Below are 17538 nucleotides of genomic sequence, written 5' to 3' on the forward strand. Positions count from 1 at the left end.
CTGTCCTTCGTGGTGCCTCGTGTCCCGGCGTGCTGCTGTCGGACCCGGTGTACCCCGACGGGCCCGGATCACCCCGCGCCGGTCAGACGGCCTTGGCGGCGGGCGCGATACCGAGCATGGAGAGCAACATGATGCACTCGTCGGCGTCGGTGGCGTAGGCCGCGACGACGCGCTGCGCCTGGCTCGCGGTCTCGTCCGCGACGGGTTCGATGTCCTCGTCGACGATGTCGGTGTCGGGGGTGCTGGCGGCCATGGTGCGATTCTCCCGGGTGTGGTGCGGTGTGGTGGTCTCACGTGCATTCGGTGGTGGGCCGCGTGAGAGGCGACACGTCCGCACGCACTCTAGGAGAACTCGCCCGGTGCTCGCAAAAATCCCGTGCTCGTGCGCAGCACGAGGGGGCGACACGAGGTGAGGACGCGGCGGACCGCCCGGTAGCGTCGTGCATCGCCACAGCTTCACCGGTTGCCACGGCGTCACGAGTCGCCACGGACGAGGAAGGACCCCCGATGCCCCCTGCATCAGTCAACGAGGTGGTGACCGTCAACGGGATTCCGCTGAACCACACCGTGACGGGATCGGGCCCGTTGGTGGTCATGGTCATGGGGACGGGCAGTCCCGGGCGGGTGTGGGCGCTCCACCAGGTGCCCGCCATCGTGGCCGCGGGGTACCGGGTGTGCACCTTCGACAACCGCGGCATCGCTCCGAGCCACGAGTCCGTCGAGGGGATGCAGATCTCCGACCTCGTGGCCGACACCGCCGGTCTGATCGAGCACGTGCGTACCGACGCCGGCGAGAAGGCCGTCGTGGTGGGCACGTCCATGGGGGCGAGGGTGGCGCAGGAGCTGGCGCTCGCCCGGCCCGATCTGGTCTCGCGCGCGGTGTTCTCCGCCGGGCACGCGCGTCTCGACGCGTTCCAGCAGGTGCTGGGCGAGGGTGAGCGGCAGCTGGCCGATAGCGGCATCGCATTGCCGCCGAAGTACGCCGCGGCGGTGACGGCCGTGATGAACCTGTCGCCGGCGTCGCTGCGCGACGAGTCGGCGGCGCGCGACTGGTTGGACCTCTTCGAGTTCTCGGTCCAGCCGCTCACGGCGGGGCAACGGGCGCAGCTGTCGATGGACGAGACGTTCGACCGTCGTCGGGACTACGCGCGCATCACGGTTCCCTGCCTGTCGATCGGGTTCGCCGACGACCGGATGATCCCGGCGTACCTCTCGCGTGAGGTGGCGGACGTGATTCCGGGTGCGACGTACGTCGAGATCCCCGACGCGGGTCACTACGGCTACCTGGAGAAGCCGGACGAGTTCAACCGCGCAATCCTGGACTTCCTCCGGGGGTAGTGCCGCCGACCGACGGCTCGGCTTAGGTTAGCCTACGTTCATGTTCCGGGTCGTCGACACCGACACGCTGCCGCTCACCGCTGCCCAGTCCGAGGTCTGGACGGCGCAGCACCTCCTCGGCGATCGACGAGACTTCGTCATCACCCTGCTGGTGGAGGTCACCGGCGTGGTGGACCTCGCGCGCGTGCGCGACGCGGTCCGCACCACCCTCATGGACGCCGAGGCCCTCCACGTCCGTGTCGACTTCTCCGGCGAGCACGCGGTCCAGCGGCCGGACCTCCGGGACTGGGACGTCGACGTCGTCGACCTGTCCGGTGACGACGACCCCGTGGCCGCGGCGCACGCCTGGATCGCCGACGACGTGGCGAGCGCCGACGTCACCGGCGCGGGACCGCTGTTCCGCACCGCTCTCCTGGTCCTCGCCGACGACCACCTGTTCTGGCACCAGCGCTATCACCACGGGATCGTCGACGGCTTCGGGATGTCCCTGATCTTCAACGAGGTCCGCGCCCGCTACGTCGATCCCACCCGCCGGACGGCGGCCGACGCCTGGGCGCTCGGCCCGCTGGTCGAGTCCGACCGCGACTACCGATCCTCCCCGGCCTTCGCCGTCGACAAGGCGTTCTGGACCACCCAGTTGATCGGTGCGGCGGAACCACCAATCCTGCTGCCCGACGTCCCCGACGTCGGCCGCGCGGTCACCGAGCGCGTCGAGGTGTCGACGGCGGACGCCGCACGCCTGCACGACCTCGCCGCTCGGGTGAACCTGCGCCGGACGCGGGTGATCCCGTCCCTGTGGCTCGCCTATCTGGCCGTGGCCACCGGGTCGTACGACCTCACCGTGTCTTTGCCCGCCACCGGCCGGGTCGGGCGACGACAGCGCAGCACGCCGTTCATGGCGTCGACGATCCTGCCGCTGCGCCTGCGCCTGGACCCGTCGATGACGCTCGTGGACGTCGCCCGCGCCTTCGAGCACGCCACCATCGGCACCGTGCGTCACGGGCGCTTCCGCGGCGAGGACGTCGTGCGTGCCGTGCGGGAGATCGAGCCGGAGCGTCGGGTGGTCGGGCCGGGGCTGAACGTGCTGATGCTGCCGCACGGCGTGGACATCGGCGGGGTGCCCGCCCGCATGCACAGCATGGACACCGGACCCGTCCGTGACCTCGACACGACCGTGACGGGCGGCCTCGACGGCGAGCCCGTGACGTTCGATCTGCGCTGCCGTCCGGGGGCGCTCGAGGCGATGCGCGGGCACCGCGACCGGTTCCGCGTGGTGCTGGACCAGCTGCTCGACGACCCGACGCGGCCGCTGTCGTCGCTGACCCTGCTCGGCGACGACGACCGACGACGGATCCTCGTCGACTTCGTGGACACCGCCGAGCCCGTGACGCGCGAGACGATTCCCGCGATGTTCGCGCGTCGCGTCGCCTCGGCGCCCGACGACGTCGCGGTCGAGCTGGGGGACCGGACGCTGACCTACCGGCAGCTCGCGGACCGGGTGAACCAGCTGGCGCACCGCCTTCTCGACGACGGCCTGGCGCCGGAGGAGATCGTCGCGGTGTCGATGCCGCGGTCGATCGAGATGGTGGTCGCCCTGCTGGCCGTCACCGCCGCGGGCGGCGCGTTCGTCCCGGTGGACCCGGAGTGGCCGGCCGAGCGGCGGGCCCGCGTGCTGGCGGACTGCCGCACCTCCATCGTCCTCGGCGGTACCGACCATCCTGTTGCGCTGGACGACTGGGCATACTCCGAGCAACCGACCGCGGTCCCCGACGTCACGATCGACGGCGCCCGGGCCGCCTACGTGATCTTCACCTCCGGCAGTACCGGTACCCCCAAGGGCGCGGTGATCCGGCACGAGGCCATCTGCGCGCGCATCGCCTGGCAGCGCGATCACATCCTCGGCTTCGGCCCGGGGGACGCCTCGCTCTTCAAGGCGCCGTTGGCATTCGACATCTCGATCAACGAGATCCTGCTGCCCCTCCTGACGGGGGGACGGCTGGTGATCGCGGAGCCCGGCGGCGAACGGGACGGGCTCTACCTGCTCGACGTGATCCGTCGCCGCGGAGTCACGTTCGTCTACCTCGTGTCGTCGATGCTCGACGCGCTGCTCGCACTCGACGATCCCGACCGGCCGGCGCTGGCCGGGCTGAAGCACGTGTGGTGCGGCGGCGAAGTACTCACCCCGGAGCTGTTCGCGCGCTTCCGTTCTCGCCTGTCGACGACGCTGTACCACGGGTACGGGCCCGCCGAGGCGACCATCGGTGTCTCGCACGTCGTCTACACCGGCGACGCCCCGCGCATCGCGACGAGCATCGGCCGACCGAACCCGAACACCCGCCTCTACGTCCTCGATTCGTCGCTCGCGCCGACCCCGATCGGAGTGACGGGCGAGCTGTACGCGGCCGGATTCCTGTTGGGGCGCGGCTACGTCGGAGCGCCGGGAATCACGGCGTCGCGCTTCGTCGCCGACCCGTTCGCGGGGCCCGACGAGTCCGGCGCGCGCCTCTACCGCACCGGCGACCTCGCGCGGTGGACGGCGGACGGCACACTCGACTTCCTCGGCCGGGCCGACAACCAGGTGAAGATCCGCGGCATGCGCCTCGAACTCGAGGAGGTCGAGGCGGCACTCTCCGGCACACCGGGGGTCCGCCGCGTGGTGGTCGACGTTCGGCGCACACCCGCGGGCTCGGCGTTCCTCGCCGCGTACGTGGTGCCCGACTCCGGCGCGGTCCTGCACGCCGCGGACGTCCTGGATCACGCCGCGACGGTCCTGCCGGACTACATGGTGCCGAGCACCGTCACCGTGCTGGATGCGCTGCCGCTCACCGTGAACGGCAAGGTGCATCGACGCGCACTGCCCGATCCGGAACAGACCGTCACCGGCACCGTGGCCCCGCGCACCGACCGCGAACGCGAACTGTGCGCCGTGGTGGCCGAGGCCCTGGGTCTGCCCGAGGTCGGGGTCACCGACGACTTCTTCGCCCTGGGCGGCGACAGCATCGTCGCGCTCACCGTGGTGGCGAAGGCCCGCGCGCGGGGGATCGCGATCGGTCCGCGCGACGTCTTCTCGCTCCGGACACCGGAAGCGCTCGCGGCGGCCGCGCCGGACGAGGTCGCCCCCGTGGCGGACGAGCCCACGGGGGTCGTTCCCCTCACCCCCGTCGTCGCTCGGGCGCTGCGGCACGGGGCGATTCGGCCGCGGTTCCACCAGACGGCGTGTGTGCCCGTGCCCGCGGGCACGGATGCGGACAGCCTGCGGGACGCCGTGCAGGCCGTCGTCGATCGGCACCCGGCGCTCTGGGCGTCGTGGCACGACGGGGCGCTTCACGTGCCCGAGGCGGCGCCGCGGATCGACGTGGTGCACGAGGCGGCGGCGTCCGTCGACGGGGTCGTGTCACGCCTGGACCACCGTCGGTCCGGCGGCGCGGTGGCCGTGGCACTGTCGGACGACACCGCCGTCCTGGCCGCGCACCACCTCGTGGTCGACGGGGTGTCCTGGCGAATCCTGTTGGGCGACCTGGCAACAGCCCTGTCCGGTGGCGACGTACCGCCGTCGAGCACGTCCGTCCGCCGGTGGGCCGAGGCGCTGACCGAGTACGCCGCGGCCGGCGGGGTCGAGGCGGAACTGCCGTACTGGCACGGGGTCGCGCGAACGCCCCGCGGGTCGCTGCCCACCGACGCCGACCCGGGGCTCGCCGGCGACCTGCGGCGGCGGACCGTCGTCACCCCCGCATCGGTCACCGAGGCGGTGCTGCAGGACGTTCCGTCCACCTACGGCGCCGGACCGACCGACGTCGTCCTCGCCGCGCTGGCCCTCACGCTGGCGTCCTGGTCCGCATTCGACGGCGAGCGCACGGTGGTCGAGGTGGAGGGACACGGCCGCGAGGAGGACGTCGTCGGCACCGCCGGGATCGACCTCACCCGGACCGTCGGGTGGTTCACCTCGGTCCGGCCCGTACCGCTGCCCACGGACCGACCCGACGATCCTGCGGAGACGCTGCTGGCCGTCCGCGACGAGCTTCGCCGCGCGCCCGCCTCGACCCTCGGTCACGGTGTGCTGCAGGAGCTTCGATCCGACCCCGTCCTCGTCGCGGCGCCCGCGCCGCGCATCCTCGTCAACTACCTGGGTCGGCTCGGCGGAGCCGGATCGGTGACGTTCCACGGAGCGGACGACCCTGCCGCACCCGCCGCACACGCCCTGATCCTCGACGTCCTCGCAGGGGACGGTCCGTCGGGCCCGCGTCTCGAGACCACCGTGCGGTGGTCCCCGGCCGTCCTGACCGACGACGACGTCGCGTCCTTCGTCGACGGCTGGACCGACGCTCTCGCCCGGCTCGCGGCCGCCGGACCCGAGGTGCGGCGCACCCCGACCGACTTCCCGTTGGTCGAGTTGACGGACGACGACGTCGCCGGCCTGCCCGATGACGTGGAGGACGTGGTGCCGACCACCGCCGTTCAGGACGGCATCCACTTCCATTCCGCGTTCGCCGACGACGATCCCTACGTGGTGCAGCAAGTGATCGACCTCGGGGGCACGGTGGACCCGGATCTGCTTCGCGCGGCCGTCCAGCGGGTGGTGGATCGGCATGCGGCACTGCGGACCTCGTTCCGCCCGGTGTCGAACGGTCGGATCGTGGCGGTGGTCCACACCGGCGTCGGGGTGCCGTTCGACGTGCAGTCGCGGCCGGTGGACGACGTACTGGCGGCGCATCGTCGGCAGGGGCTCGCGCTCGACCACGCCCCGCTCCTTCGCTACACCCTGGTTCCGACGGAATCCGGCGCCGCGCTGGTGCAGTCGATCCACCACCTCGTCGCGGACGGATGGTCCATCCCCGTCATGCTGCGCGAGCTGCTCGCCTCCTACGGCGACTCGGCGCCGCTCCCGGCGCCCGCCTCACCGCGAGAGTGGCTGCGCCACCTCGCCACTCGGGACCGGGAGGCGTCCCTGCAGCGGTGGCGGGAGGCGCTGGACGGCGTTCGCGACGACGTGCCGGTGCCGAGCCACGGAGCAGCGGGCACCGGCACCGGATCGCACCGCGTGGAGGTCGATCCCGAGACGACCGCCGCCGTGCTGCGCACCGCACGCGACGCCGGAGTCACGGTGGGGGCGTTGCTGCACGCGGCGTGGGGCGTGGTCCTCGGCCGCGTGACCGGGCGTCGCGACGTCACCGTGGGGTCCACCGTGTCGGGTCGCACGGCGCCGGTGCCCGGACTCGACGCCATGGTGGGACTGTTCATCGACACCGTCCCCACCCGCGTCCGGCTCGACACCGGCGGCCTTGCCGATATCGCCGACACCATCGGGGACGTGGCGCGGCGGTGGCAGCGCGATCAGGCCGACCTGCTCGATCATCACCACGTGGGCCTGCCCGAGCTGCGGCGGATCGCCGGTGTGGCGTCGCTGTTCGAGACGCTCGTCGTCGTCGAGAACTACCCGATCGGCGACCTGGTGGCGGCGTCCTCTGCGTCGTCTTCTGCGTCGTCCTCCGGGGCAGGTGAACTCCGGATCACCGGCGTCCGCGTCGACGAGAACCCGGCATACCCGTTGACGCTCATCGTGATCCCCGGTGATCGGCTGACCGTCGACCTGAAGTTCCACCGCAGCGCCGTCGCCGAGGAGAGCGTCGCCGCGATGGTGGAGATGCTGCTGGCCGTCGCCACGGCACCCGCCCACACGCCGGTCACGACCGCCGGCGTGACGCCCGCACCGGCCGTCCTCGGCGCCGCGGGCCGACTCGGCAGCGCGACCGTCGTCGACCTGCTGGACCGTCAGGCCGCCGCGACACCCACCGCGACGGCGCTCGTCCACGGCGACACGCGCCTCACGTACGCCGAGCTGCAGGCGCGGACCGACCGGGTCGCCACGGCCCTCGCGGACCGAGGTGCCGGTCCAGGATCGCTGGTGGCCGTGGCCCTTCCCCGCTCGATCGACCTGGTGGTGGCCCTGGTCGCCGTGCTGAAGTCCGGCGCCGCCTACCTGCCGCTCGACCCCGGCTACCCGGCCGACCGTCTCCGATACATGATCGACGACGCGCAACCCGCCGTGATGGTGGACGGGCCACTGCCCGAGCAGGACCCGCGGCCGCTGGTGCGCCCCCGCGCCGCCGATCCCGCGTACGTGCTCTACACCTCCGGATCGACGGGTCGGCCGAAGGGCGTGGTGGTCACCCACGGCAGCGTGGTGCCTCGCCTCGAGTGGATGCGCGAGCACTCGCCGCTCGGTCCCGGCGAGGTGGTCCTGCAGAAGACGCCGTCCAGCTTCGACGTCTCGGTGAGCGAGTTCTTCGGCCCCCTGATCTCCGGTGCCGCGTTGGTGCTCGCGGACCCCGACGGGCACCGCGACACCGCCCACCTGGTGGCGACCATCCGAGCGCACCAGGTGACCTGGGTGCACTTCGTCCCGTCCATGCTCGACGCCTTCCTCACCGATCCCGAGGTCGCCTCCTGCACCTCGCTGCGCGTGATCACCTGCAGCGGTGAGGCCCTGCCCGCCGCGTCGGCGCGTCGGGTCGCCGAGCTTCTCCCGCACGTGCGACTCGACAATCTCTACGGACCCACCGAAGCCGCCGTGGACGTGACGGCCGCGCAGGGGGTCCAGGGCACCGCGGCCGACACCGTCCCCCTCGGCCTCCCGATGGCCGGCGTCGAGGCCCGCGTCCTCGACGGGTGGCTCGGCCAGGTCGCACCGGGTATGCCGGGCGAGCTGTACCTCTCGGGGCCGCAGCTGGCCCGGGGATATCTGCGGCGTCCGGCACTGACCGCGACCCGCTTCGTCGCCGCACCGCACGGGCAGCGGCGATACCGCACCGGGGACGTGGTGCGTTGGTCCGAGCGGACCGGGCTCGAGTATCTCGGCCGTGCCGACGATCAGGTGAAGGTTCGCGGGTTCCGGATCGAACTCGCGGAGATCGACGCGGTCCTGCGTGAGCATCCCGCGGTCGAGCGTGCCGCGACCGTGGTGCGCACCGACCGCGGCACCGCGCAGATCGTGTCCTTCGTGGTCGGGCCCGTCGACGACGCGTCCGTCCGGGCCTTCGTCCGAGAACGGTTGCCCGAGCACATGATCCCGTCGTCGATCACCGTGCTCGACGCCCTGCCCACCGGGCCGTCGGGCAAGCTGGACCGGGCCGCGCTGCTCGCCGCGACGCGCGACGCGGGGAGCCCGCCGACGGCGAATCCGTCGGCGGACGACGTGACCGCCGCGCTCCAGTCGCACCTCGGCACCGTGCTCGGCGAGACCGTCGGACCGGACGACGACTTCTTCGCCCGCGGCGGAGACAGCATCCTCGCGATCCGCGTGGTCAACCTCGCCCGCGCGGCCGGCCTGGAGCTGTCGCCGCGGCAGATCTTCGACCTGCGGACACCGCGCGCGCTCGCGGCGGCGATCGGCGACGGCCCTACCGCCGGTCCGGCGCCCGCCGCCGACAGCGCGGTGGGCACGGTACGCAGTCTGCCCGTGGTGCACCGACTCTCGGAGTGGTCGGGTACCACCGACCGGTTCTGTCAGGCCGCGCTGCTGGTGGTTCCACCCACCGCCGAGGCCACCGTCGCGGCCGTGATCGACGCGCTGGTGCGCCACCACGACAGCCTGCGCCTGCGCCGGGATCGGCACGCCCCGGGCGTCTGGACCACCGAGATCCGCGCGGACGGTGTGCCGTCGCTCCGTCGGGTCGACGCACGGGGTCTCGGCGACGCGGCGCTGCGCGACCTCGTCGCACGCGAATCCGACCGCGCCACCGACGCTCTCGACCCGGACGGCGGAACCGTCCTGTCGGTCGTGTGGTTCGACCGCGGCGACGATCCCGGCCGACTTCTTCTGGTCGCCCACCATCTCGTCGTCGACGGGGTCTCGTGGTCGATCCTCGTCGAGGACCTCGCCGTCGCCTGGGTGGCGGTCGAATCCGGGGACACTCCCGCCCTGGCGCCGGTCCGCACGTCGCTCCGTGAGTTCTCTCGGCGCGTCGACGAGGACGCGCACAGCGCACAGCGACTGGCCGAGCTGTCGTACTGGCGGACGGTGACCGCACCGGGCGCCGCGCTCGTGTCCGGCGATGCCGCCGACGCGACCGTTGCGCACGGCGACACGCTGCGCGTGCGCGTCCCGGCGGATCTCACGTCCGCCGCCCTGGGCCCCGTCGCGGACCTCGTCCGGGGCGACGCGACGGACGTGATCGTCGCCGCCCTGCGTGTGGCACTGTCCCGCTGGGGTGCGGATCACGACGTGCTGATGGACCTCGAGCGCCACGGACGTCACGACGCGCTGGGCGACCTGTCCCGCACCACCGGCTGGTTCACGTCGATCGCCCCGGTCCGGACCGCGCACCACACCGATGTCGTGGCCACGCTGGCGGACGTGAAGGATCGGCTGCGCGCGGCCCCCGACGGCGGCATCGGCTACGGCATGCTGCGCTACGGGAATGCCCGCACCGCAGGCATTCTCGCGGCCGGTGAGCGGTCGCAGGTTCTGGTGAACCACCTCGGTCGGGTTCCCGCGCCCGGCTCCGGTCCGTTCGAGCCGGCGCCGGAACAGGACGCCCTGCGCACCGGGCCCGACGCCGACCTCGGCGGGCCGTACCGGCTCGTCGTCAACACCGCGGTCGAGCCGGGAGCCGACGGCGCCGTGCTCGTGGCCTCCCTGGCCTGGTCCGCCTCGCACCTCTCGCGCGAGGACGTCGACACCATCGTCGACGGATGGCTTTGCGCGCTTCGCGATCTCGCCACGGCCGCCGAGTCGTCCACGCCCGTCCTCACCCGGAGCGACGCGCCGCTGATCGACCTCACCGACGACGACCTGGCCGCCGCCGCGGACGTCGTCCCGAACGGGGTGGAGACGGTCTGGCCGCTGACGCCGCTGCAGGAGGGGCTGTACTTCGAAGCCCTCACGGCGTCCGGACAGGACGTCTACACCGCCCAGTTCGTCCTCGAGTTCGACCATCGAGTCGATCCGGATCGTCTGCGCAGCGCAGCCGACGGTCTGGTGCGCCGCCACCCGACGCTGCGGACGGCCTTCGTCCCCCTGCCCTCGGGTGCGCCCGCGCAGGTGGTGGCCGCCCCCGACGCGGTGACCGTCCCGATCACGGTGGTGGAGGCGACATCCGGCGACGAGGTGGCCGCCGCGCTGGCCGCCGACCGAGGTACCCCGTTCGATCTCGCCGCACCGCCGCTGTGGCGTCTGCTGCTGGTGCGCCGACCCGACGGCACCGACGCCCTGGCCGTCAACCGGCAGTTCCTGGTGTGGGACGGCTGGTCCAACGGACTCGTGGTCGCCGAGTTGCTCGCTCGGTACGCCGATCCCGCGGCCGTCCCGACCACCCCGGACACCGCGTTCACGCGCTACCTGGGGTGGCTGGCCGATCGTGACAGGGACGCCGCCCGCGCGGCGTGGGCCCGGGCGGTGGCGGGGCTCGACGAGCCCACTCTGCTCGCCCGGCCGGGAACCGTGGCGGGACCGGACCTTCCGCGTCGTCACCGCGTCGAGTTCGATCGTCACGAGACGACGACGCTGCGCGACGCGCTGCGCACGCACGGCGTCACGCTCAACGCGGTGGTGACCGCCGCGCTGGCACTGGCACTCTCGCGCAGCACCGGACGTGACGACGTCACGTTCGGCATCACCGTCGCCGGTCGACCGACCGAGGTGCCCGGCCTCGACACGGCGCCGGGCATGTTCCTCGCCACGGTTCCGGCGCGGGTGACGCTCGACCCGGCGCAGACGCTGATCGCCCTCGCGAGGACCGTGCAGGACCAGCGGTGGGCGCTGGCCGATCACGACCACCTCGGGCTGGCGGAGATCGGCGCGGCCACGGGGCATCGGACGCTGTTCGACACCCTCTGCGTCGTCCAGAACTTCACCGACGGCGACGAGGGAACCTCGCTGGGCGGCAGTGGAGTGCGGGGCGGCGACAGCATCGACCACACCACCTACCCCGTCACCGTCGTGGTGACGCCCGGGTCCACCCTGGCCGTCACCGTCGAGCACCGGCCGGAGATGGTCGACGACGTCCGGGCCCAGCGTGTGGCCGACGACGTCGTCGCGGTGCTGCGCAGCGTGGCGGGTGGGGCGGAGCGCCCGGTCGTCGGTGTGCTCGCCGACCCGACACCGCCCGTGCGCGTGGACGACTCGGTCCCGGACGTCACCGTCACCGAGATGCTCGTGGAGACGGCGCAGCGTCGCCCCGATGCCGTCGCACTGGTCTCGGGGAGCGTCTCCCTGACCTACCGCGAGCTCGTGGCGCGGATCGAGGCGCTCGCCCGCGTGCTCGAAGATCGCGGAGTGGGTCCGGAACAGGTGGTGGCACTGGCGGTTCCGCGCAGTGTCGACACCGTGGTGGCGCTGTTCGCGGTGTTGCGCACCGGCGCGGCCTACCTGCCGCTCGAGCTCGACCATCCGGACGCGCGGTTGGACGCCGTACTGGACGACGCCGACCCGCGGTGCCTGATCGTCGGGCCGAGCGCCGTGTCGCGCTTCGCCGGTCGACCCGGGGTTCTGCCGCTCGACTGGGCCGCGGAACCGCTGTTGTCGGCGGCGGACCGGCATGCGGACGGTGAGGGCGTCGCCGACGGCACCGCGTTCGCGCCGGGTCGACCGGGTCGGCTGGAGCATCCGGCGTACGTCATCTACACGTCCGGGTCGACGGGCCGTCCGAAGGGCGTGGTGACGCCGTATCGCGGGCTGACCAACATGCAGCTGAACCACCGACGCGAGATCTTCGACCCGGTGATCGAGGCGGCGGGCGGGCGGACCCTGCGCATCGCACACACCGTGTCGTTCGCCTTCGACATGTCGTGGGAGGAGCTGCTCTGGCTCGTCGAGGGGCACGAGGTGCACGTCGCGGACGAGACACTGCGCCGCGATGCGGATGCCCTGGTGGCGTACGGCGATCGCCACGGCATCGACGTCGTCAACGTCACGCCGACCTACGCCTCGATCCTGCTCGAGCGGGGACTGCTGGACGGGTACCGGCCCGCGCTGGTCCTTCTCGGCGGTGAAGCCGTCGGCGACGACGTCTGGTCGGCCCTGCGGGCTGCGGACGGCGTGCTCGGCTACAACCTCTACGGACCCACCGAGTACACGATCAACACCCTCGGCGGGGGGACCGCGGACAGTGCGACCCCCACGGTGGGCCTGCCGATTCGCGCCACCGACGCCGTGATTCTCGACGGGTGGCTGCGGCCGGTACCGGACGGAGTGGCGGGCGAGTTGTACGTCGCCGGAGCGGGTCTCGCCCGCGGCTACGCCCACCGTCCCGCGCTCACGGCGGACCGGTTCGTCGCCGGGCCGAACGGAACGCGGCGCTACCGCACGGGTGATCTCGTCCGTCGGCGCACCGACGGGTCCGGACTGCTGGACTATCTCGGCCGCACCGACGACCAGGTGAAGATCCGTGGCCACCGGGTGGAGATCGGCGAGGTGGCGTCGGCCGTCGCGGCCGTGCCCGGCGTGCGGCGCAGCGCTGTCGTCGTCGGTACCGGTCCGGGCGGCCTGGCCCGGCTGATCGCCTACGTCGATGCTCCCGAGACGGTGGACGTCCGCGACGCCTGTGCCCGCGCCCTGCCGGAGTACCTGGTGCCCACCGTCGTTCGGACCGACGAGTTCCCCATGACGGTGAACGGCAAGCTCGACGTCACGGCACTGCCGACGCCGGAGGACGACACGGCGCCGATCACCCTGCCGCGCACCGAGACCGAGCGCGTCCTGGTCGACATCGTCTCGGACGTCCTCGGCGTGCCGATCGGGGTGACGGACGACTTCTTCGCGCGCGGCGGCCATTCGCTGCTCGCCACCCGGGTGATCGGCCGTGCACGGACGGCACTCGGGTGCGAGCTGGCGGTGCGCGACCTGTTCGACGCCCCCACCGTGGCCCGGCTCGCCGCCGTCGCGGAGGCCCGATCCGGGTCGGCGCGGCCCGTCCTCGCGCCGCGTGAGCGGCCCGAGCACATCCCGATGTCGGCCGCGCAGCGTCGGCTGTGGTTGGCGCACACCCTCGATCCCCGCTCGACGGCCTACCACTTCCCGCTGGTGATCCCGCTGGACGGGGTGGTGGACGTCGAGGCGCTGTCCGTGGCGCTCGCCGACGTGGTCGACCGACACGAGGCGATGCGGACGGTGTTCGACGAGGTCGACGGTCTGCCGGTGCAGCGCATCCTCACCGGTGTTCGACCCGCCGTCGACGTGGTCGAGGCGATCACGGCATCGGACGTCTCCGCAGCCGTCGCCGAAGCGCTCCGCACTCCGTTCGATCTTCGTCGTGACATCCCGTTGCGCGCCAAAGTAATTCACACGGGGGGCGGCACGGTCCTGGTGGTGGTCCTGCACCACATCACCACGGACGAGTGGTCGGACCGCCCGTTCCTGACCGATCTGCTCGCGGCCTACACCGCCCGACTGGCCGGTGATCCGTCACCGCTGACGCCGCTGCCGGTGCACTATGCCGACTACACCCTGTGGCACGCCGAGCTGCTCGGCGACGCCCGCGACGAGCGGTCCCTCGCTGCCCGCCAACTGCGGTTCTGGCGCGACACGCTGGCGGGCGCCCCCGATCCGGAGATTCCCCCCGATCGGCCCCGGCCGCCGCGGCCGAGCCACGACGGCGCGGTCGTGCAGGTCGACGTCGAGCCGGCGGTGGTGCGCGGCCTGCGTGCCGTGGCGCGATCGACGGAGGCGAGCGTCTTCATGGCGTTGCACGCCGCGGCGGCCGTCCTGATGCGCGCGGTGACGGGGTCGTCGGACGTGGTGCTCGGTGCGCCGGTGGCCGGCCGCGACGAGGAGGCGACGGCCGACCTCGTCGGGTTCTTCGTCAACACCCTGGCGCTGCGGACCGAGGTGACCGGGTCGGCGTCCCTCGCCAATACCCTCCGCACCGTGCGGGACGCCGATCTGGCGGCGTTCGCCCATGCCGACGTGCCGTTCGACGAGGTGGTGGCCCACCTGGCACCCGAACGCAGCACGGCGCGGCACCCGCTGTTCCAGGTCATGGTCAGCCATCACACCGGTCCGCTCGTCGACACCGACCGGCTGCCCGAGACGCCCGCGAAGTTCGACGTGGTGTTCAACGCCACCGAGGACACCGCGGGCGAACGGCTCACGCTCCAACTGGAATACGCCACCGACCTGTACGACGCGTCGACGGCCCGGACGCTCGCGGATCGCTTCCTTCTCGTGCTCGCCGCGCTGGCGCGGACGCCGGAGAGGCGGGTCGACGATCTCGACCTGTTCCTGCCGGGGGAGCGGCACCGGGTGGTGACCGAGTTCAACGACACCGCGCGGCACGTGCCGGAGGAGACCCTCTACGCGTCCTACCGTCGGTGGGTGCGGGCGACGCCCGACGCGGTGGCCGTGGCGGACGAGCACGAGACCGTCACCTACGCCGCTCTGCACGAGCGTGTCGTCGAGCTCGCCGCGCAGCTGCGCGACCGGGGCATCGGCGACGAGGACATCGTGGGCATCGGCGTGCCGCGGTCGGTGGGCGCCGTCGTCGCCACCCTCGCCGTCCTCGCCGTCGGGGCGGCGTATCTGCCGCTCGACGGCCGGCACCCCGTGGATCGGCTGGAGTTCATGCTGGCCGACTCCGGGGCCGCGCTGCTGCTCACCACCGAGCAGGCGTCGGGGTCGATGCCCGGCGGTGTGCCACATCTGACGATCGATGCTCTGCCGGAACAGGATTCGGCGGGTGATCCGCCCGGCCCGGCCGCACAGGACTCGGCGGCGTACGTCATCTACACCTCGGGGTCCACGGGTCGGCCCAAGGGCGTCGTCGTTCCGCACGAAGGCATCTCGTCCTTGGTGGCGACGGCGGAGGACCGGATGCGGTTGACGACGGGGTCGGTGGTGCTGCAGTTCGCGTCCATCGGGTTCGACGTGGCCGTCTTCGAACTGGCCATGGCACTGTGCACGGGCTCCCGGCTGGTCGTGGTGCCGGACGACGCGCGGGTCGCGGGTCCGGAGCTGACGGACTTCTGCACCCGCCACGCGGTGACGCACGCGATCCTGCCGCCGTCGCTCATGGCGGCGCTGCCGCCGGACTGCCTGCTGCCCGAGGGCTGCACGGTGCTCGTCGGGACGGAAACCGTGCCGCCGGCGGTCATCTCGGCCTGGTCGGAGCGACTGAATCTCCTCGCGGCGTACGGGCTCACCGAGGCGACCGTGAACAACACGCTGTGGCAGGCGCGTCCGGGCTGGACCTCAGCCGTGCCGATCGGCGTCCCGGATCCCAACGAGCAGGCCTACGTGCTCGATGCGCGGCTGCGCCCCGTGCCCATCGGGGTGGCCGGCGAGTTGTACATCGCCGGACGGGGACTCGCGCGCGGCTATCTCGGACGCCCGGATCTCACGGCGCACCGATTCGTCGCCGATCCGCACGGGGGCGGTCGGATGTACCGCACGGGGGACCGCGCCCGCTGGCGCACGGACGGATCGCTCGACTTCCTCGGCCGCGCCGACGATCAGCTGAAGGTCCGTGGCTTCCGCATCGAGCCCGGTGAGGTGATGGCGGCACTGGCGTCCGCGGACGGCGTCGACCAGACGGCCGTGATCGCCGTGGGCGACGGCCCCGCCACCCGGTTGGTCGGTTACGTCACGGGTGTGGACGGGCTGCTCGGCGAGGACGTGCGTGCCCACGCGGCGACCGCGTTACCGGACTACATGGTGCCGAGCGTCGTGATGGTGCTGCCGGGATCGTTGCCGTTGACTCCCAACGGCAAGCTCGACCGTGCGGCCCTCCCGGAGCCTGATCTCGTCGGTCTGCTGGGGGGCCGACCGCCGCGGACGGAGACCGAGCGCGTGGTGCTCGCGGCCGCGGCGGAGGTGCTGGGGCTCGCGAACGGGCCGGATGGTGCGACCCTCGGCATCGACGACGACTTCTTCGACGTCGGCGGACATTCCATGGCGGCCATGGGGTGGGTGTCGGCCCTCCGGTCGCGTCTCGGTGTCGAGGTGACCGTGCGCGACGTGTTCGACGCGCCCACCGCCGCGGCGCTGGCGGAACGGCTCACGGGACGGTCGGTGTCGACGGCGCCGACGCTGACCCCGCGGGCGGATCGACCGGCCGTCGTCCCGCTCGCACCGATGCAGGAAGCGGCACTGCCGCAGGACCTCTCGGCGGCACCCGCGCACCATGCGCTGCTGGTCGACGTCGGCGACCGGAGCGGGGACGACCTGGCCGCGGCGCTGTCCGCCGTCGCCGCACGTCACGAGCCGCTGCGGTCGGTGATCGCACCCGACGCGGCGTCGGTGACGCCGGCGGACCCGGTGATCCTGGAGCGGGTCGACGTCTCCGCCGACGGTGGTGATCTCGGCCGACGCGCGTTCGAGATCGCGCAGGAGTCGCTCGATCTGACGACGCGGCCCGGGCTGCGCGCGGTCCTGCTCGACGACGGGGACCGTCGCGCCCTGCTACTGGTCATGCACTACGCCGCGGTGGACGAATGGTCGGTGGTCCCGTTGCTGACCGAGCTGCTCGCGGGGAGCGAGGCGGACCTGCCGCTGACGTACTCCGACGTCGCGCGGTGGGCGGTGGACCGTCGCGCTGCTGCGGACGACGCCACGCGCTACTGGCGTGAGCGTCTCGCGGACGCGCCGCCGGCGACTCTGCCGATCACGTTCGGCGAGAACGGAACCGACGCGGTCCTCGTCGACGTCGACGCGGACCTGCGTGCCTCGCTCGACCGGCTCGCCGCCACCGCAGGCACGGGACTGGCCTCGGTGATGCACGCGGCGTTCGCACTCGCGGTGGCCGACGCGGGCGGCGGCGAGGACGTCACCGTCGCGACGCTGGTGGCAGGCCGTGACGATGCCCGCACCCACGCGATGGTGGGCGGGTTCGCGGACCGGGTTCCCCTGCGGGTGAGCGCGATCGGCGATCTGGCCGAGGTCACCCGTGCGGTTCGCGACGCGACGATCGACGCGCTCGATCGCCCGGGGCCGTCGTACCGGGACATCGTGGACGCGGCCTGCCGGCCGGACCTCCGGCGGCCGGCGTTGGCGCTGGTGCATCACCGCGTCGCGGATCTGGGGGGCGTCTCGGTGCTGCCGATCCCGGTGGGCCGCCCCGAGGCGGATCTGACCCTGAGCGTGCACGAACCACCCACGGGTGCAGCCTTGTTCGTCCAGCTGGTCGTTCCGGGCGGAACGGACAGCAAGGCGGTCGGTCGGTTCGTGGATCTGCTCACCGCTCGACTGGGGGAGGCGCGCAGGCCCTAGTA

Annotated in this window: 3 protein-coding genes; 2 read left to right on the plus strand and 1 reads right to left on the minus strand. The window is 72.7% G+C overall.

Annotated features, from left to right (window positions below; translation table 11 throughout):
* Nucleotides 1–82 precede the first annotated feature (82 nt).
* Nucleotides 83–253, minus strand: coding sequence for a hypothetical protein (locus RC2_RS18810; RefSeq protein ID WP_169818408.1), 171 nt, complete (start codon nucleotides 251–253; stop codon nucleotides 83–85).
* A gap of 254 nt (nucleotides 254–507) precedes the next feature.
* On the opposite strand from RC2_RS18810, the gene RC2_RS01370 reads away from it, so the two are divergent.
* Both RC2_RS01370 and RC2_RS01375 read left to right on the plus strand, forming a co-directional pair.
* Nucleotides 508–1338, plus strand: a complete 831-nt coding sequence (locus RC2_RS01370; RefSeq protein ID WP_068151755.1) for an alpha/beta fold hydrolase — start codon at nucleotides 508–510, stop codon at nucleotides 1336–1338.
* A 40-nt stretch (nucleotides 1339–1378) separates the two neighbouring features.
* Nucleotides 1379–17536: a non-ribosomal peptide synthetase gene (locus RC2_RS01375; protein WP_068151766.1), complete on the plus strand. Its 16158-nt coding sequence runs from the start codon at nucleotides 1379–1381 to the stop codon at nucleotides 17534–17536.
* Nucleotides 17537–17538: the final 2 nt, after the last annotated feature.

It is taken from the genome of Rhodococcoides corynebacterioides NBRC 14404, assembly GCF_001894765.1.
Taxonomy (GTDB): domain Bacteria; phylum Actinomycetota; class Actinomycetes; order Mycobacteriales; family Mycobacteriaceae; genus Rhodococcoides; species Rhodococcoides corynebacterioides.

Bases quoted from the DNA above. Each gene is read 5' to 3' on its own strand.
- RC2_RS18810 (WP_169818408.1), bottom strand. From the start codon at position 253: ATGGCCGCCAGCACCCCCGACACCGACATCGTCGACGAGGACATCGAA.
- RC2_RS01370 (WP_068151755.1), top strand. From the start codon at position 508: ATGCCCCCTGCATCAGTCAACGAGGTGGTGACCGTCAACGGGATTCCG.
- RC2_RS01375 (WP_068151766.1), top strand. From the start codon at position 1,379: ATGTTCCGGGTCGTCGACACCGACACGCTGCCGCTCACCGCTGCCCAG.